At 70.5% G+C, this 21570-nt stretch carries 19 protein-coding genes; 8 read left to right on the top strand and 11 right to left on the bottom strand.

The window, feature by feature from the left end:
• Positions 1 to 121: 121 nt before the first annotated feature.
• Entirely contained in the window at positions 122 to 1657 is a 1536-nt protein-coding gene (locus IFT77_RS08155) for an alpha-N-arabinofuranosidase (RefSeq protein ID WP_192041027.1), read from the top strand.
• Between the two features lie 108 nt (positions 1658 to 1765).
• On the opposite strand, the gene IFT77_RS08150 is transcribed toward IFT77_RS08155, so the two are convergent.
• The 5 genes from IFT77_RS08150 to msuE form a co-directional block, all read right to left on the bottom strand.
• Positions 1766 to 2479 (bottom strand): ABC transporter ATP-binding protein, encoded by a 714-nt coding sequence (locus IFT77_RS08150; protein WP_192041026.1) that lies wholly within the window; start codon positions 2477 to 2479, stop codon positions 1766 to 1768.
• Between the two features lie 33 nt (positions 2480 to 2512).
• Positions 2513 to 4525 carry a hypothetical protein gene (locus tag IFT77_RS08145; RefSeq protein ID WP_192169697.1) on the bottom strand — a complete coding sequence of 671 codons (2013 nt, stop codon included), beginning with the start codon at positions 4523 to 4525 and terminating at the stop codon, positions 2513 to 2515.
• 58 nt (positions 4526 to 4583) lie between these two features.
• Complete coding sequence (locus IFT77_RS08140) at positions 4584 to 4961, bottom strand: lactococcin 972 family bacteriocin (protein ID WP_192169696.1); 378 nt, start codon at positions 4959 to 4961, stop codon at positions 4584 to 4586.
• A 158-nt stretch (positions 4962 to 5119) separates the two neighbouring features.
• On the bottom strand, positions 5120 to 5542 hold the full coding sequence (locus tag IFT77_RS08135; protein ID WP_192169695.1) for a hypothetical protein: 423 nt from the start codon (positions 5540 to 5542) through the stop codon (positions 5120 to 5122).
• A 51-nt stretch (positions 5543 to 5593) separates the two neighbouring features.
• Entirely contained in the window at positions 5594 to 6253 is a 660-nt protein-coding gene (gene msuE, locus IFT77_RS08130) for an FMN reductase (RefSeq protein WP_192169694.1), read from the bottom strand.
• Between the two features lie 71 nt (positions 6254 to 6324).
• Here msuE and IFT77_RS08125 point away from each other — a divergent pair, with 71 nt between their 5' ends.
• From IFT77_RS08125 to IFT77_RS08115, 3 genes are all read left to right on the top strand, one after another.
• Positions 6325 to 7098, top strand: coding sequence for a methyltransferase domain-containing protein (locus IFT77_RS08125; RefSeq protein WP_192169693.1), 774 nt, complete (start codon positions 6325 to 6327; stop codon positions 7096 to 7098).
• Positions 7099 to 7121: 23 nt separating this feature from the next.
• On the top strand, positions 7122 to 8174 hold the full coding sequence (locus IFT77_RS08120) for an amidohydrolase (protein WP_192169692.1): 1053 nt from the start codon (positions 7122 to 7124) through the stop codon (positions 8172 to 8174).
• Between the two features lie 71 nt (positions 8175 to 8245).
• Complete coding sequence (locus IFT77_RS08115) at positions 8246 to 9493, top strand: aminotransferase class V-fold PLP-dependent enzyme (RefSeq protein ID WP_192169924.1); 1248 nt, start codon at positions 8246 to 8248, stop codon at positions 9491 to 9493.
• Positions 9494 to 9505: 12 nt separating this feature from the next.
• On the opposite strand, the gene IFT77_RS08110 is transcribed toward IFT77_RS08115, so the two are convergent.
• Positions 9506 to 10561, bottom strand: coding sequence for a LacI family DNA-binding transcriptional regulator (locus IFT77_RS08110; protein WP_192041019.1), 1056 nt, complete (start codon positions 10559 to 10561; stop codon positions 9506 to 9508).
• A gap of 87 nt (positions 10562 to 10648) precedes the next feature.
• On the opposite strand from IFT77_RS08110, the gene IFT77_RS08105 reads away from it, so the two are divergent.
• The 4 genes from IFT77_RS08105 to IFT77_RS08090 all read left to right on the top strand — a co-directional run bounded on the left by IFT77_RS08105 (position 10649) and on the right by IFT77_RS08090 (position 16040).
• Positions 10649 to 11590: a carbohydrate ABC transporter permease gene (locus tag IFT77_RS08105; RefSeq protein ID WP_192041018.1), complete on the top strand. Its 942-nt coding sequence runs from the start codon at positions 10649 to 10651 to the stop codon at positions 11588 to 11590.
• Positions 11590 to 12537: a carbohydrate ABC transporter permease gene (locus tag IFT77_RS08100; protein WP_192041017.1), complete on the top strand. Its 948-nt coding sequence runs from the start codon at positions 11590 to 11592 to the stop codon at positions 12535 to 12537. Before IFT77_RS08105 ends, IFT77_RS08100 begins: the two co-directional genes overlap by 1 nt.
• A gap of 112 nt (positions 12538 to 12649) precedes the next feature.
• Positions 12650 to 14005: an ABC transporter substrate-binding protein gene (locus IFT77_RS08095; RefSeq protein ID WP_192169691.1), complete on the top strand. Its 1356-nt coding sequence runs from the start codon at positions 12650 to 12652 to the stop codon at positions 14003 to 14005.
• A gap of 166 nt (positions 14006 to 14171) precedes the next feature.
• Positions 14172 to 16040, top strand: coding sequence for a beta-galactosidase family protein (locus tag IFT77_RS08090; protein ID WP_371740985.1), 1869 nt, complete (start codon positions 14172 to 14174; stop codon positions 16038 to 16040).
• A 97-nt stretch (positions 16041 to 16137) separates the two neighbouring features.
• Here the strand turns inward: IFT77_RS08090 and IFT77_RS08085 are convergent, their stop codons facing one another.
• From IFT77_RS08085 to nrdH, 5 genes are all read right to left on the bottom strand, one after another.
• Positions 16138 to 17268: a CPBP family intramembrane glutamic endopeptidase gene (locus tag IFT77_RS08085; protein ID WP_192169690.1), complete on the bottom strand. Its 1131-nt coding sequence runs from the start codon at positions 17266 to 17268 to the stop codon at positions 16138 to 16140.
• A gap of 253 nt (positions 17269 to 17521) precedes the next feature.
• Positions 17522 to 18547, bottom strand: coding sequence for a class 1b ribonucleoside-diphosphate reductase subunit beta (nrdF, locus tag IFT77_RS08080; protein WP_228506869.1), 1026 nt, complete (start codon positions 18545 to 18547; stop codon positions 17522 to 17524).
• 92 nt (positions 18548 to 18639) lie between these two features.
• Positions 18640 to 20745: a class 1b ribonucleoside-diphosphate reductase subunit alpha gene (nrdE, locus tag IFT77_RS08075; protein ID WP_192041417.1), complete on the bottom strand. Its 2106-nt coding sequence runs from the start codon at positions 20743 to 20745 to the stop codon at positions 18640 to 18642.
• 26 nt (positions 20746 to 20771) lie between these two features.
• Positions 20772 to 21188 carry a class Ib ribonucleoside-diphosphate reductase assembly flavoprotein NrdI gene (gene nrdI, locus IFT77_RS08070; protein ID WP_192041014.1) on the bottom strand — a complete coding sequence of 139 codons (417 nt, stop codon included), beginning with the start codon at positions 21186 to 21188 and terminating at the stop codon, positions 20772 to 20774.
• A gap of 87 nt (positions 21189 to 21275) precedes the next feature.
• Positions 21276 to 21509 (bottom strand): glutaredoxin-like protein NrdH, encoded by a 234-nt coding sequence (gene nrdH, locus IFT77_RS08065; RefSeq protein ID WP_123547992.1) that lies wholly within the window; start codon positions 21507 to 21509, stop codon positions 21276 to 21278.
• Positions 21510 to 21570: the final 61 nt, after the last annotated feature.

Here is a 21570-nt window from a genome sequence, read left to right as displayed (position 1 = left end):
ACCAGCGCCCCCTCTGCCCGGCCGGCGCCTCCTCGGTGCGCGCGCCGCGCCTCCTCGATCCGCACCTCCTGACCGACCGACCACCCGCCAGCACGCCGCTCCCCCTCTACCAAGGAGAACCATGACCACCGCCCGCATCACCGTCGACCGCGAGTTCACGATCGGCACCGTGCCGCGCCGCCTGTTCGGCTCGTTCGTCGAGCACATGGGCCGGTGCGTGTACACCGGCATCTACGAGCCCGGCCACGAGACCGCCGACGAGAAGGGCTTCCGTCGCGACGTGCTCGCCCTCACCAAGGAGCTCGGCGCGACCGTCGTCCGCTACCCCGGCGGCAACTTCGTCTCCGGCTACAACTGGGAGGACGGCGTCGGGCCCGTCGACCAGCGCCCCCGCCGTCTCGACGGCGCGTGGCACACCGTCGAGTCGAACGCGTTCGGCCTGCACGAGTTCGTCGAGTGGTCGAAGCTGGCCGAGGTCGAGGTGATGGAGGCCGTCAACCTCGGCACCCGGGGCGTCGACGCGGCCCGCGAGCTCGTCGAGTACGCCAACCACCCCGGCGGCACCGCCCTCAGCGACCGCCGCATCGCCAACGGCGCGGCCGACCCGTTCGACATCAAGCTCTGGTGCCTCGGCAACGAGCTCGACGGCCCCTGGCAGATCGGCCACAAGACGGCCACCGAGTACGGCCGCCTGGCCCAGGAGGCCGCCAAGGCGATGAAGTTCGTCGACCCGAGCATCGAGCTCGTCGCGGTCGGCAGCTCGGGCCGCGGCATGCCGACCTTCGGCACCTGGGAGCACGAGGTGCTCACCCACGCCTACGACGAGGTCGACTACGTCTCGATGCACGCCTACTACCAGGAGCACGACGGCGACGCGACGAGCTTCCTCGCGACGGCCGTCGACATGGACGCCTTCATCGAGGAGGTCGTCTCGACCATCGACGGCGTGAAGGCCGCGGGCAAGCACGACAAGCAGGTGCACATCTCGTTCGACGAGTGGAACGTCTGGTACCAGACCGGCCTCGACACGGACGACCAGCCGCACAACGTCTCGAAGGGCTGGGTCGAGCACCCGCGCCTCATCGAGGACCAGTACAACGTCACCGACGCGGTCGTCGTCGGCACGTTCCTCAACTCGCTGCTGCGCCACGGCGACCGGGTCAAGATCGCCAACCAGGCCCAGCTCGTCAACGTGATCGCACCGATCCGCAGCGAGCAGGGCGGGCCCGCCTGGCGCCAGACGATCTTCTGGCCGTTCGCCCGCATGGCGGCGCTGGCCCAGGGCGAGATCCTCCGCACGCAGGTCACCAGCGACAAGATCGACACCCCGAAGTACGGCGACGCCGACCTCGTCGACGTCAGCTCGACGTGGGACGAGGAGACGGGGCGCATCGCGTTCTTCCTCGCCAACCGCGGACTGGAGGAGGCGGCGGACGTCGAGCTCGTCCTCCGCGGCTTCGCGGACGGCCGGGTCGTCCGTGCCGAGGTGCTGGCGGTCCCGGAGGGCGGCGACCGCTTCACCGCCAACACCGAGCAGGCGCAGGACGCCGTCGGCCTCGTGCCGCTCGACGGCGTCACGGTCGACGGCGGCAGCGCCCGCCTGACGCTGCCTGCCCTGTCTTGGGCGGTCGTCGAGCTCGAGGTCGCGAAGGCCTGAGCCGAACTGCGCGAGGGCCCGGGCGCGAGGTGCGCCCGGGCCTTCGTCGCACGCAGGCGCTGTCCGCGGGCGGGCGCTGGTCGCGCGCGGGCCCCGGTCGTCGTCGGCTCAGCCGCTCACGGGCCGGAGGTCGAGGGTGTCGCTGCACCACGCGACCACGCGGTCGTCGTGGGTGGCGACGACGAGGGCGGACCCTGCCACGCGGAGGTCGTCGAGCACCCCGAGCACCACGTCGACGTTGTCGGAGTCGAGCGCTGCGGAGGGCTCGTCGGCGATCACGACTCGGGGGGCGCGGACGATCAGGCGAGCCAGGGCGACCCGCTGTTGCTCTCCGCCGCTGAGCGAGTGGGCACGACGGCGGTCGTAGCCGCCCAGCCCGACCCGCTCCAGAGCAGCCTCACGACGCTCGACGCGGGCACCGCGGGTCGTCCGCTCTCCGATGAACGCGACGTCGACGTTGGCGGCCACCGTCCAGTCCTCGACGAGGGCGTAGTTCTGGAACAGATGGCCGACGGTGCCGCGGAACAGCGACCGTCGAGTCGCGCGCGAGATGCGCGTGACGTCGGCGCCCGCGAGCTCGAGAGTGCCGGCTTCGACCCTCTCGAGCAGGCCGAGGCAGGAGAGCAGGCTCGTCTTGCCGGACCCGCTCGGTCCCGTGACCGCGACCGAGGCGCCGGGGGCCACGTCGAAGGTCAGGTCGTCCCAGAGCGTCCGGGGACCACGTCGGCGGGTGAGGCCTCGCGCCCTCACCAGCGGGGTCGGTCCGGCGTGGACGGCCTTGTCAGCGGGACGGGTGCCCGAGGTGTCGAGATCAGGAGGCATGAGGTTCCTCTCGGGGCCGATGGCTCGGCGCGGTCAGGGTCGGTTGAGGGTGTCGGCGCGGATCCGTGAGCGATGGACAGCGAGGACGGCCGAGATGACGACGACGTCGATGACCACCACGGCCGCGCCCGCGCCCGCGACGACGGCGCCCGCGCCCTCGACGAGGCCGAGCGCCTGCACGGCAGCGACGACCGCCGCCACGACGGAGCCCGTCAGCACTGCGGGCAGGAGGACCGTTCGGAACGGTCCTGCGCCGGCGGTCAGCAGGACCACGTCCCGGCGACGCCCGCGCTCGGCGAGTGCGGCGCCCGTCATCACGGCGGAGAGCACGACGACGACGAGGGCCAGTGCGGCGACGGCCAGGACGTCACGGAGCTCGCGCGACTGCTCGGCGATGCGGACCGCTGCGACGTCGGCCGCGCGGTCGATGGACCCGATCTGCTCGTCGAGTCCAGCGGCGTCGAGCTGGCGCTGCACCGACGCGGGGTCGGAGAACAGGACGCCGCCTGACGTCATGTTGCTCGCGAGCCAAGCGTCGGACACGACGTCGACGGCCGTCGGGAGCACCGCCACGACTGCGTCCCGCTGGTGGCTGGACTCCTCGCCCCAAGCCGTCCCGTAGGTGAAGACCGATTGACCGTCGGCGATGACCAGCACGTTCACGGGCGGGTCGACGTCAGGACGGGGCGAGCCACCGTGGTCCGACAGCTCCCACTCGAGCCAGTCTGCCCACTGGGCCCGCCACGGCCCCCCGTCCTCCGAGACGGAACGGGGCACGAGCAGCGTCAGAGCGCCGGGATCCAGCTGCGGGGGCCGGATGGGACGCCCTGCCTGGTCGAGCACGGTCTGGTCGTCGAGGAAGTCCGCAGAGACCGTGAGCGAGTTGCCCTCGTAGGGCCCGTGGCCCGCGTGGACGTAGCTCGGGCTGACGGCTACGAGCAGCTCGCCGGCTGCTGCCTCGTGCCTCGCGACGGCCGCGAAGGACTGCTCGGAGCGGCTCAGCTCGTCGTTGGTCGAGAAGAACGCGAGCCGGTGCCACTCCAGGGCGTGAGACCACGACTCCCGGTCGAGACTGCCGGCTGCCGCACCGACCGCCGCGACCGATCCGGCGCCGAGAACGACGACCACGAGTCCCGACGCCAGCGCGTGGCCCGAGACCGACGCCACAGCCGACCGTCGCGAGGGACGCCGACCGAGGAGCGCACCCTCCACGTCTCGCATCCGCGTCGCCGCGGCCACCAGAGCGCCGATCGAGGCGAGGCCGACGCACAGGCCAGCTTCGGCGATCACGACGGTGCCGGCGAAGCGCGGCCACTGTGCCATGCCGTTGTACGCCGCGAGCACGGGCACCGAGGCGAGCAGCACGATGGCCGTGCCGACGACGACGAGGCGGACGTCGTCCCTGAGCACCCGGACCGCGTCCGCCGCCCCGCTCATCCCCTGGGTGAGGACGAGGGCCGCGGCGCGTCGACGCGTCGAAGAACGGTGGACGACCGCTGCCCCGAGGCACGCGACCGCCCCAGCGGCCAGGGGTACGAAGGGCACGGCGTAGAGGGCCCAGATCACCAGGCTGGTCGCCCCGATCGACTTGGTCGAGACGTCCATGCCCCGTGCTGCCAGATCGTCGGCGACCGGGCGAAGGGCCACCTCGTCGGCACGGCTCACGTAGGTGCCCTGGACGTTCGTGCTCGAGAGCTCTGCGATGTCGACCCAGCGAGTCCGGATGCGCCGTCCGAAGTCGGGATGGGGGCTGAGGCGACTCCCCTCCCGCCCGACGACGGCGGCGTCGAGGGCGAAGAGCTCCCTGGTGGTCGTTCCCGAGGCGGACGCTGTGCTCTCCAGCATCTTGACGATCTCGACGCCGTGCTCGGACGTCGACTGCTCCAGGACACCCAGGACATCGTCACGATCGACGTCGCCGACGTCCCAGATGGTCAGGGTCGTCCTGGTGCCGACCGGCACGACCTCGTCGCTCGTGCGCACGAAGAGGAAAGACAGGACGGCGACGATGACGACTGCCGCTGAGACGCCGATCTTCACCACCATGCGGGAGCCCGATCGACCGGCGGCCCAGAGCCACGAGCCCCCTCGATCGACGACGACGTCATCGGATGCGCCAGTAGGCCGTGTTGCCGGCGATCGTCTTGTTGATCCTCGAGTGGGACCAGAGTCCGCCTCGGACGTCGCTGCTCGAGTTCTTCTGGCCGTTGCCGTTGATGACACTCGACCCGTGCGAGCGGTGCTTGTGCCAGTAGTTGGAGTACAGACCGTTGTCGACCCCGTACGTCCACTGGCCGCCTTCCTTGATCTCGGTCGTGAGCAGTCCCAGCCGATCAGCCGGGACGAGCGCGCTCCCGCTGACGGCATGCTCGACGCCAGCAGGAGTCGGCTCCGCTGCAGATGCGCTCGTCGGCACGAGCAGTGCTCCGGCGAGCGTCAGCGCGGCAGCCGCGGACGCGGCAGTCGTCATGGTCTTCTTCATCCATGTGCTCCTTTGCACGATCCGTCGAGCGATGTCGCTCGAACGATCATGACACTAAGAATTACAATGAGAAATGTCAATAGTGGCTTTCTCAGAGCGCACGAACGAGCATGGTCCGGAACGACGATCGGGGGAGGTCGTCCGGGCGACCGGCGAACCTACTTCCTGCGCCGCGGGAACAGCCGCGAGATCGAGTCGCGCACCGACTCCTCGATCGTGTCGCTGAACGAGTTCGAGAACGACAGCGAGTCGCCCGCCGCGGACGACGCGGTCATCGACGCGATCACGCTCTGGCCGTGGTGCGCGCGGGCCTCGCGCGCGGTCGGGAAGGCGAGGCCCTGGGCGGCGGCGAGTCGCTCCAGGAGGCCGACCCGCTCCTCCTCGGTGCGCCCGGTCGCGGCGGCGAGCTCGCGTGCCGCGTCGTCGTCGACCCCGTCGGCGACCCACTGGGCGGCCCGGCTCGGCAGCTCGCCGGCCGTGAGCATGCCGATGACGCGCTTGGCCTCGTCGTCGCGGATCTCGGCGCGGGCGACGGCGACGTCGCGGGGCGTGGTCTCGGGAGTCGGGGTCTGGTCAGGCACGCTCCACCTTAATCACACGACGGCGGGGGCCACCTCCCCCAGAGCGGGCCGTCAGCTGTAGAGCCGGACCGGCGCCGCGTCCTGCGCGGTCGGCGTCGGGAGCGCGTCGAGCTCGTCGCCCACGCCGCTGACCGCACGCTCGATCCGCCGCTTCTCGTCGACGCTCGACCGGATCAGGGGCAGGCCCCGGGCGATGGCGGCCCGGATGCGCTCCTGCAGCAGCGGCGCCGTCACGCGGCGATCGGTGAAGTCGCTGGCGTGAGCGTAGACGCCGAGGGGCAGCGTCAGCGCCTGGAAGAAGCCGAAGAGCGGCCGCAGCGAGTGCTCGAGGATCAGCGCGTGCCGCTCGCTGCCGCCCGTCGCCGCGAGCAGCACCGGCACGTCGACCAGCGCGTACTGCTCGACGAAGTCGAAGAAGTGCTTGAAGAGCCCCGTGAAGGAGGCGCGGTAGACCGGCGAGGCCGCGATCAGCAGGTCGGCGCCCTCGACGGCACGGAGCTCGCGCTCGACCCGTTCGTCGAGCTGGTCCCGGGTCAGCGCGCCGGCGAAGAGCGGCCCGAGCTCGCTCACGCGGATCACGTGCCGCTCGATCGGCAGCACGAGGGCGAGCTCGTCGAGGACGGCGTCGACGAGCGCGTCCGTCTTCGAGGGCGAGCTCAGCGTGCCCGACACGGCGACGACACGGAGCGGCTGCGGAGGTGTCTGCGTCATGCAGCCATGGTGCTCCGGAGACGGCGCGTAACGGAGCCGTGTGACGCCGTGAGTCATGCGACAGTGGTCGCGTGAACCCGACCACGCACGCGCACGGCTTCGACCCGGCCAACCCCCTCACCCCCTTCGCCTCCTCGTTCGGCCAGGCGGCCGACGTCTACGAACGGGGCCGCCCCTCCTACCCCGCCGAGGCGGTCGAGTGGCTGCTGCCGCTCGGCGCGCGGCACGTCGTCGACCTGGGCGCGGGCACCGGCAAGCTGACCCGCGTGCTGTTGCCCAGCGTCGAGCAGGTCACCGCGGTCGAGCCGAGCGACGGCATGCGGGCGACGCTCGAGCTGGCCGTGCCCGAGGCCCGGTCGCTCGCCGGGTCGGCCGAGTCGATGCCGCTCGACGACGCGTCGGTCGACGCCGTCTTCGTGGCACAGGCCTGGCACTGGGTCGACCCGCGGGCCGCCGTGCCCGAGGTCGCGCGAGTGCTGCGCCCCGGCGGCACGCTCGCCCTGCTCTGGAACATCCGCGACGAGACCGTGCCCTGGCTCGCCGAGCTCTCGACGGTGATGCACTCCCCTGCCGAGCGGGACATGTCGTCCGACGCGCCCACGGTCGGCGAGCCCTTCGCCCCGATCGAGCGCCGCGACTTCCCGTGGGTGCACGAGCTCGGCCGCGACGAGCTGCTCGCCATGATCGCGTCGCGGAGCTACGTCATCACCCTCTCGGAGGACGACCGCGCCCAGGTGCTCCGCGACGTCGGCCAGCTGCTCGACACGCACCCCGACACCCGTCGCGCGGACCTGATCCGCCTGCCGTACGTGACCCGGGCGAGCCGGGCGGTGCTGCCGGGCTGACCCACCGGCCGTACGGTGGGGGCATGCAGAAGGAGGCGCGACTCGTCACCGTCGACCGGGTCTGGTCGGGCAGGTGGCACGGCCCGAGCGTCGTGCGCGTGTCGCCGACCGCGATCCACCTCGTCGGGGCGGTCGACCCCGGCCACGGCGACGACGCCGACCTGCCCCACCTGCCCGGCACGCTGTTCTCGCCCTTCACCGACTCGCACGTGCACCTCGGCCTGGTCGAGCCCGAGCAGCTCGTGCGGGGCGGCATCGGCCGCGTGCTCGACCTGGGCTGGAGCCCCGACGTCGCCGCCCTCTGGCCCGAGCGGGGCCGGGTCGACGTCGGCTGGCCCGAGGTGCAGGTCGCGGGCGGCCTGCTCTGCCCTCCCGGCGGCTACCCGTCGCGCGCGGGCTGGGCGCCCGACGACGCGTCCGTCGTCGTCGCCGACGCCGCCGACGCCGAGCGGGCCGTCGTGCGGATGCGCGACCTCGGCGCCTCCGTCGTCAAGCTGACCCTCAACAGCGACGTCGGGCCCGTCCTCGACGACGACGTGCTGCGGGCGATCGCGGTCGCGGCCGACCGGGTCGGGCTGCTGACCGTGGCGCACGTGCAGGGCTCGGGGCAGGTGCGCCGCGCGCTCGACGCCGGACTGCTCCGGTTCGCGCACGCCCCGTTCAGCGAGCTGCTGCCCGACGACCTGCTCGACCGCGCGGCCGACGGCACGTGGATCAGCACGCTCGACATCCACCGCGGCGACGAGGCGCAGGAGGTGGCGATCGCGAACCTGCGCGGGTTCCGCGAGCGGGGCGGCCACGTCCTCTACGGCACCGACCTCGGCAACGGCGACCTGCCCGCCGGGGTGAACGAGCGCGAGCTGCGGGCGCTGCAGCGCGTCGGCCTCGGCCGCGAGGCGCTGCTCGCCGCCCTCGGCAGCGACGACTCGCTCGACGCCGGACAGGACGGCGCACACTGGACACCGCGCGCGTCGTGGGTGCCGCAGCCGCCGCCTGCTGACGAACGCGACGATCCCGCGTGGCTGGCCCGCGCCTCCGTCCTCACCGCCTCGACCCTGCAGGAGCTGCTCCCGTGACCACCGCCTCCGACTCGACCGCCGCCGCCGCCCCGGCGTCCCCTGCCTCGACGACCTCGACCACCTCGTTCGTGCCGGCCGCCCCGCCCGTCGACCCTGCCGAGCTCGACGACCCGCTGGCCAGTGCGCACCGCGACGCGGCCGACCCGCTCGCGCACCACACGGCCCTGTTCCTGCCCGCGGGCGACGTCGTCTCGTACCTCGACGGCAACTCCCTCGGCCGGCCGATGGCGGCGACGCCGGCCCGGCTCGACGCGTTCGTGCGCGGCGACTGGGGCACGCGCCTGATCCGCTCGTGGGACGAGCGCTGGATGCAGCTCCCCACCGAGCTCGGCGACCGGATCGGCGCCGCCGCCCTCGGAGCGGCCCCGGGGCAGACCGTCGTGGCCGACTCGACGACGGTGCTGCTCTACAAGGCGATCCGCGCCTCCTTGGCGGCTCGTCCCGGTCGGCACGAGATCGTCATCGACGACGACCAGTTCCCGACCGACCGCTTCGTCGTCGAGGGCATCGCTCGCGAGCGCGGCGCGACCGTCCGCTGGCTCGCGGTCGACGAGACCCGGGGGGTGACGCCCGAGCAGGTCCGCGAGGTGGTCGGGCCCGACACCGCCGTCGTCCTCGTCAACCACGTGTCGTACCGGTCGGGGTTCCTCGCCGACCTGCCCGCGATCACCGAGATCGTGCACGAGGCCGGGGCGCTGCTCGTCGCGGACCTCTGCCACTCCGTGGGCGTCGTGCCGACCGAGCTCGACGCGTGGGGAGTCGACATCGCCGTCGGCTGCACGTACAAGTACCTGAACGGCGGGCCGGGCGCGCCGGCGTTCCTCTACGCCCGCGCCGACCTGCTGCCCGAGCTCGAGCAGCCCGTGCAGGGCTGGATGGGCGCCGCCGACGTGTTCGCCATGGCCGAGGGCTACGTGCCCGACGCGGGCATCCGCAAGTTCATCAGCGGCACCCCGCCCGTCGTCGGCATGCTCGCGATGCAGGACATGCTCGACGCGATCGAGGAGGCCGGCCTCCCGGCGATCCGCGAGAAGTCGCTCGCGCTCACCGACTACGCGTTCGACCTCGTCGACGCCTGGCTCGCGCCCCTCGGCGTCACGACGGCGACGCCGCGCGAGCACGAGCGCCGGGGCAGCCACGTGACGGTGCGGCACCCGCGGTTCCGCGAGGTCGTCGCGACGCTCTGGCAGGAGGGGGTGGTGCCGGACTTCCGCGGCCCCGACGCCCTGCGCATCGGCCTCTCCCCGCTCAGCACCGCCTTCGACGAGGTGCGCGTCGGGGTGGCCGCGATCCGCGAGGCCCTGCAGCAGGGCTGACCTGCACCGACCTCAGCCGACGGCGGGCGCGGGCCCGGCGCTCTCGCGCACCACGAGCCGCGTCGGCACGATGCGGTCGCCCGACGGCTGCCGCCCCTCGAGCAGCTCGAGGAGGACGCGCATCGAGCGGGCGCCGATCTCGCCGAAGTCCTGGTGCACGGTCGTCAGCGGCGGCCAGAACGAGCCCGACTCGTCCGTGTCGTCGAAGCCGACCACGCTGATCTCGCCCGGGATCGACCGTCCCCGCTCGTGCAGGGCGTGCATGACGCCGAGGGCCATCTGGTCGTTCGCGGCGACGACCGCCGTCACGTCGTCGCGGCTCGCGATCGCGTGCCCCAGGCGGTGGCCGGAGGCGGTCGTCCAGTCCCCCTTGAGCGGCGCCTCCGGCTCGAGGCCCGCATCGCGCATCGTCGCGTGCCACGACGCCGAGCGCCGGGTCGCCGAGTACGACGTGTCGGGGCCGGCGACGTGGACGATGCGCGTGTGCCCGAGGTCGATCAGGTGCTGGGTCGCGAGGCGGGTGCCCTGCTCCTGGTCGGTGTCGACCACGACGAAGGGGTCGCCCGCGTCGGAGTCGATGATGACGACGGGCAGCCCGCTCGGGATGATCACGTCGGCCCGGTCGAGCATGTGCGCCTCGATGATGATGACGACGCCGTCGACCGCCTCCTCCTGCAGGCGGCTGAAGGCTCCGGCCACCTCGCCCTCGGTGGGCTGGGCGACGGGCATCAGCGTGATCGTGTACCCGGCGCCGGAGGCGGCGGTCACGATCGCGTCGAGGGTGCGCATGTTCCCCAGGGTCGACAGCGTGAACATGATCACGCCGACGCTGCGGAAACGACCCGTCTTCAGCGCCCTGGCCGCGCTGTTCGGCCGGTAGTCGAGCGCGGCCATCGCGTCGAGCACCTTCTGGCGGGTGCCGTCCTCGACGTTCTGCGCGCCATTCGAGACGCGCGAGACGGTCTGCGACGAGACGCCGGCGCGTGCGGCGACGTCGGCCATCGACACCGTACGGGTGCGCGGGGCGCGTCGAGATGCCGACTTGATTTCGGACGGCGGAGGTGTCATGGTTGCGAGCATCCCAGATGTTTACGTAAACACCCTCCCTCCCGGGCAGCGTGTTCACGGCTCCTCACCCCGATGAAGTGGATGGACATGACGACGACGTCGACACCCGCGACCCGCTCGGAGGCGTCCTCACCGGCGCCCCGAAGCAGCTCGCAGATCCGTCGCGACAAGCGACGCTGGACCGGCTGGGGCTTCGTGCTCCCGTTCCTCGTCGTCTTCGCACTCGTGCTCGTGGCCCCCGTGGTCTACGCGATCTACCTGAGCCTGTTCCAGGAGCAGATGATCGGCGGCAACTCGTTCGTCGGCGCCGACAACTACGTCCGCGCGCTCACCGACCCGAACTTCTGGGACGCGCTCGGCCGCGTCGCGCTGTTCCTCGTCGTGCAGGTGCCGATCATGCTGGTCGTCGCCCTGGCCGCCGCCCTCGCCCTCGACTCGGCCCGGCTGCACTTCACGGCGTTCTTCCGCATCTCGATCTTCCTGCCCTACGCCGTGCCCGCGGTCGTCGCGGCCCTGATGTGGGGCTTCATCTACGGCAACCGCTTCGGCCTCGTCGGCAACCTCGAGGACGCCACCGGCTGGGACCTCCCCGACCTGCTCTCGCAGAGCTGGGTGCTCGCGTCGATCGGCAACATCGTCACGTGGGAGTTCGTCGGCTACAACATGCTGTTGTTCTACGCCGCCCTGCGCGTGATCTCGCCCGACCTGTACGAGGCCGCCGAGCTCGACGGCGCCGGCCCGTTCCGCATCGTTCGCAACATCAAGCTGCCCGCCATCCGCGGCGCGATCGTCATCGGCATCATCTTCTCGATCATCGGCAGCTTCCAGCTCTTCAACGAGCCCAACATCCTGCAGACGCTGGCGCCCAACGCGATCAGCACCTTCTTCACCCCGAACATGTACGCCTACAACCTGTCGTTCGCGGGCCAGCAGTTCAACTACTCCGCCGCCATCGCGATCATCATGGGCGTCCTGACGATGGTCGTCGCCTACGTGGTCCAGCTCGTCGGCACCCGGAAGGACCACTGATGTCGACCCTCACCGGGACCCCGATCGCCGCGCCCGACGCCGGCACGCCCACCGTCACCCCGAGCCGTGGGGCGTCCGCGCGCAAGCGTCGCGCCGGCGCCCCTCGCGACAAGCGCAGCGTGCTGCTCACCGTCGTGATGGCCCTGCTGCTCGTCTACTCGGTGCTGCCGCTCTTCTGGCTGCTCGTCAACTCGACCAAGACGCAGGAGGCCCTGTTCAGCTCGTTCGGCCTCTGGTTCAGCGGCGACTTCGCCCTGGTCGACAACATCAAGGGCGTCTTCACCTACGGCGACGGCGAGTTCGTGCGCTGGCTCGGCAACACCCTGCTCTACGTGGTCGTGGGCGCGGGAGGCGCGACCCTGCTGGCCACGCTGGCCGGCTACGGCCTGGCCAAGTTCGACTTCCCGGGCAAGAAGGCCGTGTTCGCGGTCGTGCTGGGCGCGGTCGCCATCCCGGGCACCGCCCTCGCCGTCCCGACGTTCCTGATGTTCAGCCAGATGGGCCTGACCAACACCCCGTGGGCGATCATCCTGCCCTCGCTGATCAGCCCCTTCGGCCTCTACCTGATCTGGACCTACGCCGTCGACTCCGTGCCGACCGAGATCCTCGAGGCCGCGCGCATGGACGGCTCGAGCGAGGTCCGCACGTTCTTCACCATCAGCCTCCGCCTCCTCAGCCCCGGCCTCATCACCGTGCTGCTCTTCTCGATCGTCGCGACCTGGAACAACTACTTCCTGCCGCTGATCATGCTGAGCGACTCGCGCTGGTACCCCCTGACGGTCGGCCTGAACCAGTGGAACGCGCAGTCGACGACCGTCGGCGGCGACCCGATCTACAACCTCGTCATCACGGGCTCCTTCCTCGCGATCATCCCGATCGTCGTGGCGTTCCTCTTCCTCCAGCGCTATTGGCAGTCCGGCCTCTCGGCCGGCGGCGTCAAGGCCTGACGCGCGTCGGCACCGCCGACCCGCCCCTCCTCGTCCCTCCCGCACCACAGCCCCTCCCGTTCCACAGTCACTCCCCCGTCCCACCTCCACGATGAAGTGAAAGGCACCACCCATGTCCCGTAACCTCCCCCGCACCGCGAAGCGCGTCGTCGCTCTCGGTCTCGGCATCGCCCTGGCCGGCTCGCTGGCCGCCTGCTCCTCCGGCTCCGGAGGCGGCGCCAGCGCCGACACCGCGACCAGCGACGAGCTCGCCGCGGCCCTGAAGGAGAAGTCCTCGATCACGGTGTGGGCCTGGGCCCCCGCCGTCGAGCCCATCGCAGAGGCCTTCGAGAAGGCGCACCCCGACATCACCGTCGACGTGCAGAACGTCGGCACCGGCGCCGACCAGTACACGAAGCTGCAGAACGCGATCAAGGCCGGCAAGGGCGCCCCCGACGTCGCCCAGGTCGAGTACTTCGCCATCCCCCAGTTCTCGCTCGGCGACTCGCTCGCCGACCTGAGCGGCTACGGCTACGGCGACCTCGAGGAGGACTTCACCGCCTCGACGTGGAACTCCGTCACCGACGGCGACGCCGTCTACGCCCTGCCTCAGGACTCCGGCCCCATGGCGATGTTCTACCGCCAGGACGTCTTCGACAAGTACGGCATCGCCGTGCCGACGACGTGGGACGAGTACCTCGCCGCGGCCGAGACGATGCACTCCGCCGACCCGAACCAGTTCATCGCCGGCGACACCGGCGACGCGGGCTTCACGACCAGCATGATCTGGCAGGCCGGCGGGCACCCCTACTCGGTCGACGGCGACACCGTCTCGATCGATCTGCAGGACGAGGGCGCCAAGCGCTGGACCTCGACCTGGAACACCCTCGTCGAGAACGGCTCGCTCGCCCAGACCCCGGGCTGGACCGACGAGTGGTTCCGTGCCCTCGGCGACGGCTCGATCGCCACGATGCTCACCGGCGCCTGGATGCCCGGCAACCTCGAGGCCCAGGCCGCCGACGGCTCCGGCCAGTGGCGCGTCGCCCCGATGCCCCAGTACGAGGAGGGCGACACCGCGACCGCCGAGAACGGCGGCTCGTCGATCGCCGTGATGGAGCAGTCGCAGAACAAGCTCGTCGCCGCCGAGTTCGCCAAGTTCGCCACCGCCGAGGAGGAGGGGCGCCAGATCTCGTTCGACGCCGGCGGCTTCCCGTCCACCACGGCCGACCTCACCGACCCCGAGTTCCTCGCCGAGGCCCCCGAGTACTTCGGCGGCCAGAAGATCAACGAGGTGCTCGGCCAGGCCGCACAGGACGTGTTGCCCGACTGGCAGTACCTGCCCTTCCAGGTCTACGCGAACAGCATCTTCAGCGACAGCGCGTCGTCGGCCTACACCAACGGCACCTCGCTCGACCCGGTGCTCGAGGAGTGGGCGAAGGCCACCGCCACGTACGGTGAGCAGCAGGGCTTCACCGTCGAGACCGAGTAGGGCTTCGCAGCACACGCACGACCAGCACCACCAGCAGCACCGCAGCACCGCCTGACCACCGCAGCGGGGAGGCGCGACGCACGTCGCGCCTCCCCGTCGCCACGTCCCCTCGCCCCACCGGAGGAACACCATCAGCAGCAGCACCGCCCCCACGAGCACGCGCTTCGTGATCGGCCCCGACCACTTCGAGCTCGACGGCGCCCCGCACCGGGTCGTCGCCGGCGCCCTGCACTACTTCCGGGTGCACCCGGACCAGTGGGCCGACCGCATCCACAAGGCCAGGCTGATGGGCCTCAACACCATCGAGACGTACGTCGCCTGGAACGCGCACTCCCCGCGCCGCGGCGACTTCGACACGAGCGCGGGCCTCGACCTCGGCCGGTTCCTCGACCTCGTCGCCGCCGAGGGCATGCACGCGATCGTGCGCCCCGGCCCCTACATCTGCGCCGAGTGGGACGGCGGCGGCCTGCCGGGCTGGCTCTTCGACGACCCTGCCGTCGGCGTCCGCCGCGACGAGCCGCTCTACCTCGCCGCCGTCGACGAGTTCCTCGAGCGCGTCTACGAGATCGTCGTGCCCCGGCAGATCGACCACGGCGGGCCCGTCGTGCTCGTCCAGATCGAGAACGAGTACGGCGCGTACGGCGACGACTCCGGGTACCTGAGGCACCTCGTCGACCTGACCCGCGCCTCCGGCGTGGTCGTGCCCCTGACGACGGTCGACCAGCCCACCGACGAGATGCTCTCGGCGGGCAGCCTGCCCGAGCTGCACAAGACCGGGAGCTTCGGGTCACGCACGGAGGAGCGGCTCGCCACCCTGCGCCGGCACCAGCCGACGGGGCCCCTGATGTGCTCCGAGTTCTGGGACGGCTGGTTCGACCACTGGGGCGAGCACCACCACACGACCCCGGTCGAGGAGGCGGCACGCGAGCTGGACGCGCTGCTGGCGGCGGGTGCGTCGGTCAACGTCTACATGTTCCACGGCGGCACGAACTTCGGCTTCACGAACGGCGCCAACCACAAGGGCACGTACCAGTCGCACGTGACGTCGTACGACTACGACGCTCCCCTCGACGAGGCCGGCTGGCCGACCGACAAGTTCTTCGCGTTCCGCGAGGTGATCGCCCGGCACCTGCCCGTGCCTGACGAGGTGCCGGCGCGGCGATCGCCGTCGCCCGTGCTGTCGACGACGTTCGACCGCAGCGTGCGCCTCGGCGACGTCGTCGGCGACCTCGGTGCGGACGGCGCCGGCGGAGACCTCGGTGTCGGCGTCGGCGCCTCGGGCTGGATCGGGACCGAGGACGTGCCCACGATGGACTCGCTCGGCAGCTACCGCGGCTTCGCCCTGCACCGCGTCGACCTGCCGGCCGGCGACGAGCCCCGGGTGCTCTCGTTCGCGGGCGTGCGCGACCGCGCCGTCGTCTGCGTCGACGGTCGCCGGGTGGGCGTCCTCCAGCGCGACCAGCACGAGCGCGCGATCACGGTGCCGCCGGGCCGCGTGCTGGAGGTGCTGGTCGAGGACCAGGGACGCGTCAACTACGGCGTCCGCATCGGCGAGGCGAAGGGCCTCGTCGGGTCGGCGCTGCTCGACGGCGCCGAGCTGACGGGCTGGCGCAGCACGCCGCTCGACCTGGGGGCGGTCGTCGCGGCCCTGTCCGGCGACGCGACCCTGTCGGGCGACGCGAAGCTGTCCGGCGACGCGACCGAGGCGGGCGGCGCGGCCGGCGCCTCCTCGGCATCGGTGTCGGACTCCGTCGTGACGACGCTCGACGGCCCGGTGTTCGCCCACGCGACGGTGACGCTCGACGAGCCCGCCGACCTGTTCCTCGACACGAGGTCGTGGGGCAAGGGCGTCGCGTTCGTCAACGGCTTCGCGCTCGGGCGGTACTGGACGCGCGGACCGCAGCACACCCTCTACGTCCCGGGTGAACAGCTGCGGGCAGGCGACAACGACCTCGTCGTGTTCGAGACGGGCGCCGCGGCGGCCCCGGTCGTGTCGTTCGTGGCCGACCCCGACCTCGGGCACACCGAGCAGTAGTCCCGCTCGCGGTCGCCCCCCGGTCCCGATCCGAGTTGCCCCGAACTGCTGCTTCCCGCCCCGCCAGGCAGCAGTTCGGGGCAACTCGATGCCCGCTTCAGCGTCGGCGGGCTGCGCCCGGGCGACGGAACTGGCCCGTGGCGGCGAGCACCGCGACGAGCAGCACGGGGACGATCCAGCCCGACCAGCCGAGGATCGTGCCCTGTACGAGGTCGATCCGCTCGCCCGCCGCGGCGAAGAGCAGGTACGACCCGGCGGCGGCGTTGAAGGCGCCGTGCGCCAGGGCAGCAGGCCAGACGCTGGCCGACCGCAGCCGCAGCCAGGCGAAGACGGCCCCGACCACCACGCACGTCCCGGTCATCATCAGCACGCCGAGCCAGCCCGGCGTCTCGCCGCCGTAGTTGTAGCCGAGCAGGATCAGCGGCGTGTGCCAGAGCCCCCAGACGGCCCCGCTGATCAGCACGGCCGGCGCGGTGCCGAGGGGCAGGAGGCGCGGCAGGAGGAAGCCCCGCCAGCCGAGCTCCTCGCCCAGCGCGGGAACGGTGTTGACGAACGCGCCGATGGGGATCGACACGAGCTGCAGGGCGACGAGCAGGCCGATCGGCGGCAGCGGTCCCGGATCGCCGAGGCCCGCGGTCGCCTGGGCCACCTGCTGCTCGGTCAGCTCTCGGAACGCCGAGAACCCGGTGACGTCGGCCGGGTAGGAGCCGAGCGCGGCGCCGATCGGCAGGGCCACGAGCACGAGCGCGACGGGCACGGCCAGGCCGAGGCCCAGGTACCCGAGCAGCCGTCCCACCGGACGCAGCGGCCAGAGCCCGAGAGCCCGCGGGATCGAGACCGGACGGTCGACGAACCGGCTGACGAGCAGGGCTCCGATCGCGGGCGTCGCCATCATCGCGATGGCGCAGACGCCGAGCAGCGGGCTGGCGAGGCCGTCGCCGAGCCAGAGCGGCAGGCAGACGAGCCAGGCGAGGCCGAACGAGATCAGCACGAACGCCGCGACCGGCCACCACGAGACCCGCAGCCCCACGACGATCGAGCCGGTGGAGGCGTCGGCCGAGTCGGCAGACCGGTACCGGTCACCAGCCACGTGCGCCGCGACCGGCTGCCACTCGGCGGTCGTCGACTCGTCGAGGTCGCAGGCGTCGGCATCCACGTCGTCGACCCGCTCGCCGCCGGGCGCCGTCCATCCGTGCGCGGGCGGCCGGGAGGAGGGGTTCGTCGTCATCGGTGCTCCGTCGATCAGCTCGAGCCTCGTGGCAGGGTCTGCTCCATGGTCGCGTGCGCGCCGGCGCCGCACCTCCCCCGACCAGCCGACCCGCGCCTCCTCCGCTCGGCCCGACCTGCTCGACCGTCGAGCGCGCACATCTCAGGAACAGCTCGTCTCGCGTTCCTGACCCGTGCACGACGAAGGAACCCGCGTCCTGATCCGTGGAGGATCAGGACGCGGGTTCCTGAGTGGTGCAGCGGAGCCGGACGGGCTAGAAGTCCCAGTCCTCGTCCTCGGTGTTGACGGCCTTGCCGATGACGTACGACGAGCCCGACCCCGAGAAGAAGTCGTGGTTCTCGTCGGCGTTCGGCGAGAGGGCCGACAGGATCGCCGGGTTCACGTCGGTCGTCTCCTTGGGGAACATCGGCTCGTAGCCGAGGTTCATCAGCGCCTTGTTGGCGTTGTAGTGCAGGAACTTCTTGACGTCCTCGGTCAGGCCGACGGTGTCGTAGAGGTCCTGCGTGTACTGGATCTCGTTCTCGTAGAGCTCGAAGAGCAGGTTGAACGTGTAGTCCTTGATCTCCTGCTTGCGCTCGTCCGAGGCGCCCTCGAGGCCCTTCTGGAACTTGTAGCCGATGTAGTACCCGTGCACGGCCTCGTCGCGGATGATGAGGCGGATCAGGTCGGCCGTGTTGGTGAGCTTGGCGCGCGACGACCAGTACATCGGCAGGTAGAAGCCGCTGTAGAACAGGAACGACTCGAGCAGGGTCGAGGCGACCTTGCGCTTCAGGGGGTCGTCGCCCGTGTAGTAGTCGAGGACGATCTGGGCCTTCTTCTGCAGGTTCGGGTTCTCGACCGACCAGCGGAAGGCGTCGTCGATCTCGGGCGTCGACGCGAGGGTCGAGAAGATCGACGAGTAGCTCTTGGCGTGCACCGACTCCATGAAGGCGATGTTCGTGTAGACGGCCTCCTCGTGCGGCGTGATCGCGTCGGGGATCAGGCTGATCGCGCCGACGGTGCCCTGGATCGTGTCGAGCAGCGTCAGGCCCGTGAACACGCGCATGGTGAGCTGCTGTTCCTCGGGCGTGAGGGTGTTCCACGACTGCACGTCGTTCGACAGCGGGATCTTCTCGGGCAGCCAGAAGTTGTTGACGAGGCGGTTCCAGACCTCGACGTCCTTGTCGTCCTGGATGCGGTTCCAGTTGATCGCGCTGACCGACTTGATCAGCGGGATCGACTTGCCGGTGGCGTGCACCGGGTCGCCGGCGACGCTGTTGATCTTGTCGGTGATGGTCATGTCGTCTCTTCCGTCGGGATGATGCCGTGGATCTCAGTCAAGGAGGCGGGGGCCGGTCGTCGAGACCGGCCCCCGCCGGGTGGCCGCGAGGCCTAGAGCATGCAGCTGACGCAGCCGTCGACCTCGGTGCCCTCGAGGGCGAGCTGGCGCAGACGGATGTAGTAGATCGTCTTGATGCCCGCGCGCCATGCGTAGATCTGGGCCTTGTTGATGTCGCGGGTCGTCGCGGTGTCCTTGAAGAACAGGGTCAGCGAGAGGCCCTGGTCGACGTGCTGCGTCGCCGCGGCGTAGGTGTCGATGATCTTCTCGGGGCCGATCTCGTACGCGTCGGTGTAGTACTCCAGGTTGTCGTTCGTCATGAACGGCGCCGGGTAGTAGACGCGGCCGAGCTTGCCTTCCTTGCGGATCTCGATCTTCGACGCGATCGGGTGGATCGACGACGTCGAGTGGTTGATGTACGAGATCGAGCCGGTCGGGGGCACCGCCTGCAGGTTCTGGTTGTACAGGCCGTGCTGCATGACGCTGGCCTTGAGCTGACGCCAATCCTCTTGCGTGGGGATCGTGACACCCGACGCGGCGAAGAGGCCGGCCGCGCGCTCGGTGCTGGGCACCCACTCCTGCTCGGTGTACTTGTCGAAGAACTCGCCCGAGGCGTACTTCGAGTCCTCGAAGCCGCCGAAGGTGACGCCGCGCTCGATCGCGATCGTGTTCGAGGCGCGCAGGGCGTGGAACAGCACCGTGTAGAAGTAGATGTTCGTGAAGTCGATCGCTTCTTCGCTGCCGTAGTGCACGCGCTCACGGGCCAGGTAGCCGTGCAGGTTCATCTGGCCGAGGCCGATGGCGTGCGACTGGTCGTTGCCGACCTCGATCGAGCGCACCGACTGGATGTGGCTCATGTCGCTGACCGCGCTGAGGCCGCGGATCGCGGTCTCGACGGTCTTGCCGAGGTCGGGGGCGTCCATCGAGAGCGCGATGTTCATCGAGCCCAGGTTGCACGAGATGTCCTTGCCGATCTCGTTGTACGACAGGTCTTCGTTGAACGTGGTCGGGGTGTTGACCTGCAGGATCTCCGAGCACAGGTTCGACATGTTGATGCGGCCCTTGATCGGGTTCGCGGCGTTGACCGTGTCCTCGAAGACGATGTAGGGGTAGCCCGACTCGAACTGGATCTCGGCGATCGTCTGGAAGAAGTCGCGCGCCTTGATCTTGGTCTTCTTGATGCGGCCGTCGGCCACCATCTCGCGGTACTTCTCGCTGATCGCGACGTCGCCGAAGGGGACGCCGTAGACCTTCTCGACGTCGTACGGCGAGAAGAGGTACATGTCCTCGTTGTTCTTGGCGAGCTCGAACGTGATGTCGGGCACGACGACGCCGAGCGACAGCGTCTTGATGCGGATCTTCTCGTCGGCGTTCTCACGCTTGGTGTCGAGGAACCGCATGATGTCGGGGTGGTGCGCGCTGAGGTACACGGCACCGGCGCCCTGGCGGGCACCCAGCTGGTTCGCGTAGCTGAAGCTGTCCTCGAGGAGCTTCATGACGGGGATGATGCCCGACGACTGGTTCTCGATCTGCTTGATCGGGGCACCGGCCTCGCGGATGTTCGACAGCGACAGGGCCACGCCGCCGCCGCGCTTCGACAGCTGCAGCGACGAGTTGATGCCGCGCGAGATCGACTCCATGTTGTCCTCGATGCGCAGCAGGAAGCAGCTGACGAGCTCGCCTCGCTGTGCCTTCGCGGTGTTGAGGAACGTGGGGGTGGCCGGCTGGAAGCGGCCGCCGATGATCTCCTCGACGAGGTCGATCGCGAGCTGCTCGTCGCCCTGGGCCAGGCCGAGGGCGGTCATCACGACTCTGTCCTCGAAGCGCTCGAGGTAGCGCTTGCCGTCGAACGTCTTGAGCGTGTACGAGGTGTAGTACTTGAACGCGCCGAGGAAGGTCTGGAACCGGAACTTCTTCGAGTAGGCCAGGTCGTTCAGGCGCTCGATGAAGGCGAAGTCGTACTGCTCGATGGTGGCGAGCTCGTAGTACTCGTTCTCGACGAGGTAGTCGAGACGCTCACGCAGGTTGTGGAAGAAGACCGTGTTCTGGTTGACGTGCTGCAGGAAGTACTGCTTCGCCGCCTCCCTGTCTTTGTCGAACTGGATCTCGCCCGACGGGCCGTACAGGTTCAGCATCGCATTGAGCGAGTGGTAGTCCATGCTCATGCCCTGCCCGGGTGCTGCGATCACTTCGAGATCGTCGACTGCTGCGTCCAAAATTCTTCCAATCCGTTCTGTACTGCTGAGACGTCGTCCGGGGTGCCGAAGACCTCGAACCGGTAGAGCAGGGGCACGGCGCACTTGGCGGCGACGATGTCGCCGGCCAGGCAGTACCCCTCTCCGAAGTTGGTGTTGCCCGCCGCGACCACGCCTCGGATGAGGCTTCGGTTGCCCTCGTCGTTGAGGAACCGGATGACCTGTTTCGGGACGGCGCCTCGGCCCTCGCCGCCGCCGTAGGTCGGCAGGACGAGAACGTAGGGGTCACGGGCGTGGAGCGGGGGCTCGGAGGGGAAGAGCGGGATGCGCTCGGCCGGCACCCCGAGCTTCTCGACGAACCGGTGCGTGTTGCCCGAGACGCTGGAGAAGTAGATGAGATGGGTCACGGTGACGACCGCCTCCTCTGCTCGTGGTGCTGTGCCTCCGGCGACGGGAACGGGCGGCGGCCTGCACCCGTCACGAGGAGGCGCGGGTCAGGAGACGCGAGCGGCCAGGCCGGCGATCTTGTCGGGGCGGAAGCCGCTCCAGTGGTCGTCGTCGGCGATGACGACGGGCGCCTGCAGGTAGCCGAGCGCCTTGACGGTCTCGAGCGCGGCGTCGTCGGCGGTGACGTCGAGGACTTCGTACTCGATGCCCTTGTTGTCGAGGGCGCGGTAGGTGGCCGTGCACTGGACGCAGGACGGCTTGGTGTAGACGGTGATGGCCATGGTTTCCCCTGTGTTCTCGGGCCGACGCGGGGGTCGGACGCGGTGGTTCTGATGCGGGTCT

The sequence above is a fragment of the Frigoribacterium sp. CFBP 13729 genome (assembly GCF_014841875.1).
In the GTDB taxonomy this organism is placed as follows: domain Bacteria; phylum Actinomycetota; class Actinomycetes; order Actinomycetales; family Microbacteriaceae; genus Frigoribacterium.
Note: the sequence above shows the minus strand (reverse complement) of the source record. Positions and strands in the feature narration are given on the sequence as shown.

Bases quoted from the DNA above. Each gene is read 5' to 3' on its own strand.
- IFT77_RS08095 (WP_192169691.1), top strand. From the start codon at position 12,650: ATGTCCCGTAACCTCCCCCGCACCGCGAAGCGCGTCGTCGCTCTCGGT.
- IFT77_RS08100 (WP_192041017.1), top strand. From the start codon at position 11,590: ATGTCGACCCTCACCGGGACCCCGATCGCCGCGCCCGACGCCGGCACG.
- IFT77_RS08140 (WP_192169696.1), bottom strand. From the start codon at position 4,961: ATGAAGAAGACCATGACGACTGCCGCGTCCGCGGCTGCCGCGCTGACG.
- msuE (WP_192169694.1), bottom strand. From the start codon at position 6,253: ATGACGCAGACACCTCCGCAGCCGCTCCGTGTCGTCGCCGTGTCGGGC.
- IFT77_RS08110 (WP_192041019.1), bottom strand. From the start codon at position 10,561: ATGACACCTCCGCCGTCCGAAATCAAGTCGGCATCTCGACGCGCCCCG.
- IFT77_RS08150 (WP_192041026.1), bottom strand. From the start codon at position 2,479: ATGCCTCCTGATCTCGACACCTCGGGCACCCGTCCCGCTGACAAGGCC.
- nrdH (WP_123547992.1), bottom strand. From the start codon at position 21,509: ATGGCCATCACCGTCTACACCAAGCCGTCCTGCGTCCAGTGCACGGCC.
- IFT77_RS08085 (WP_192169690.1), bottom strand. From the start codon at position 17,268: ATGACGACGAACCCCTCCTCCCGGCCGCCCGCGCACGGATGGACGGCG.
- IFT77_RS08145 (WP_192169697.1), bottom strand. From the start codon at position 4,525: ATGGTGGTGAAGATCGGCGTCTCAGCGGCAGTCGTCATCGTCGCCGTC.
- nrdE (WP_192041417.1), bottom strand. From the start codon at position 20,745: ATGGACTACCACTCGCTCAATGCGATGCTGAACCTGTACGGCCCGTCG.
- nrdF (WP_228506869.1), bottom strand. From the start codon at position 18,547: ATGACCATCACCGACAAGATCAACAGCGTCGCCGGCGACCCGGTGCAC.
- IFT77_RS08155 (WP_192041027.1), top strand. From the start codon at position 122: ATGACCACCGCCCGCATCACCGTCGACCGCGAGTTCACGATCGGCACC.
- IFT77_RS08105 (WP_192041018.1), top strand. From the start codon at position 10,649: ATGACGACGACGTCGACACCCGCGACCCGCTCGGAGGCGTCCTCACCG.
- IFT77_RS08120 (WP_192169692.1), top strand. From the start codon at position 7,122: ATGCAGAAGGAGGCGCGACTCGTCACCGTCGACCGGGTCTGGTCGGGC.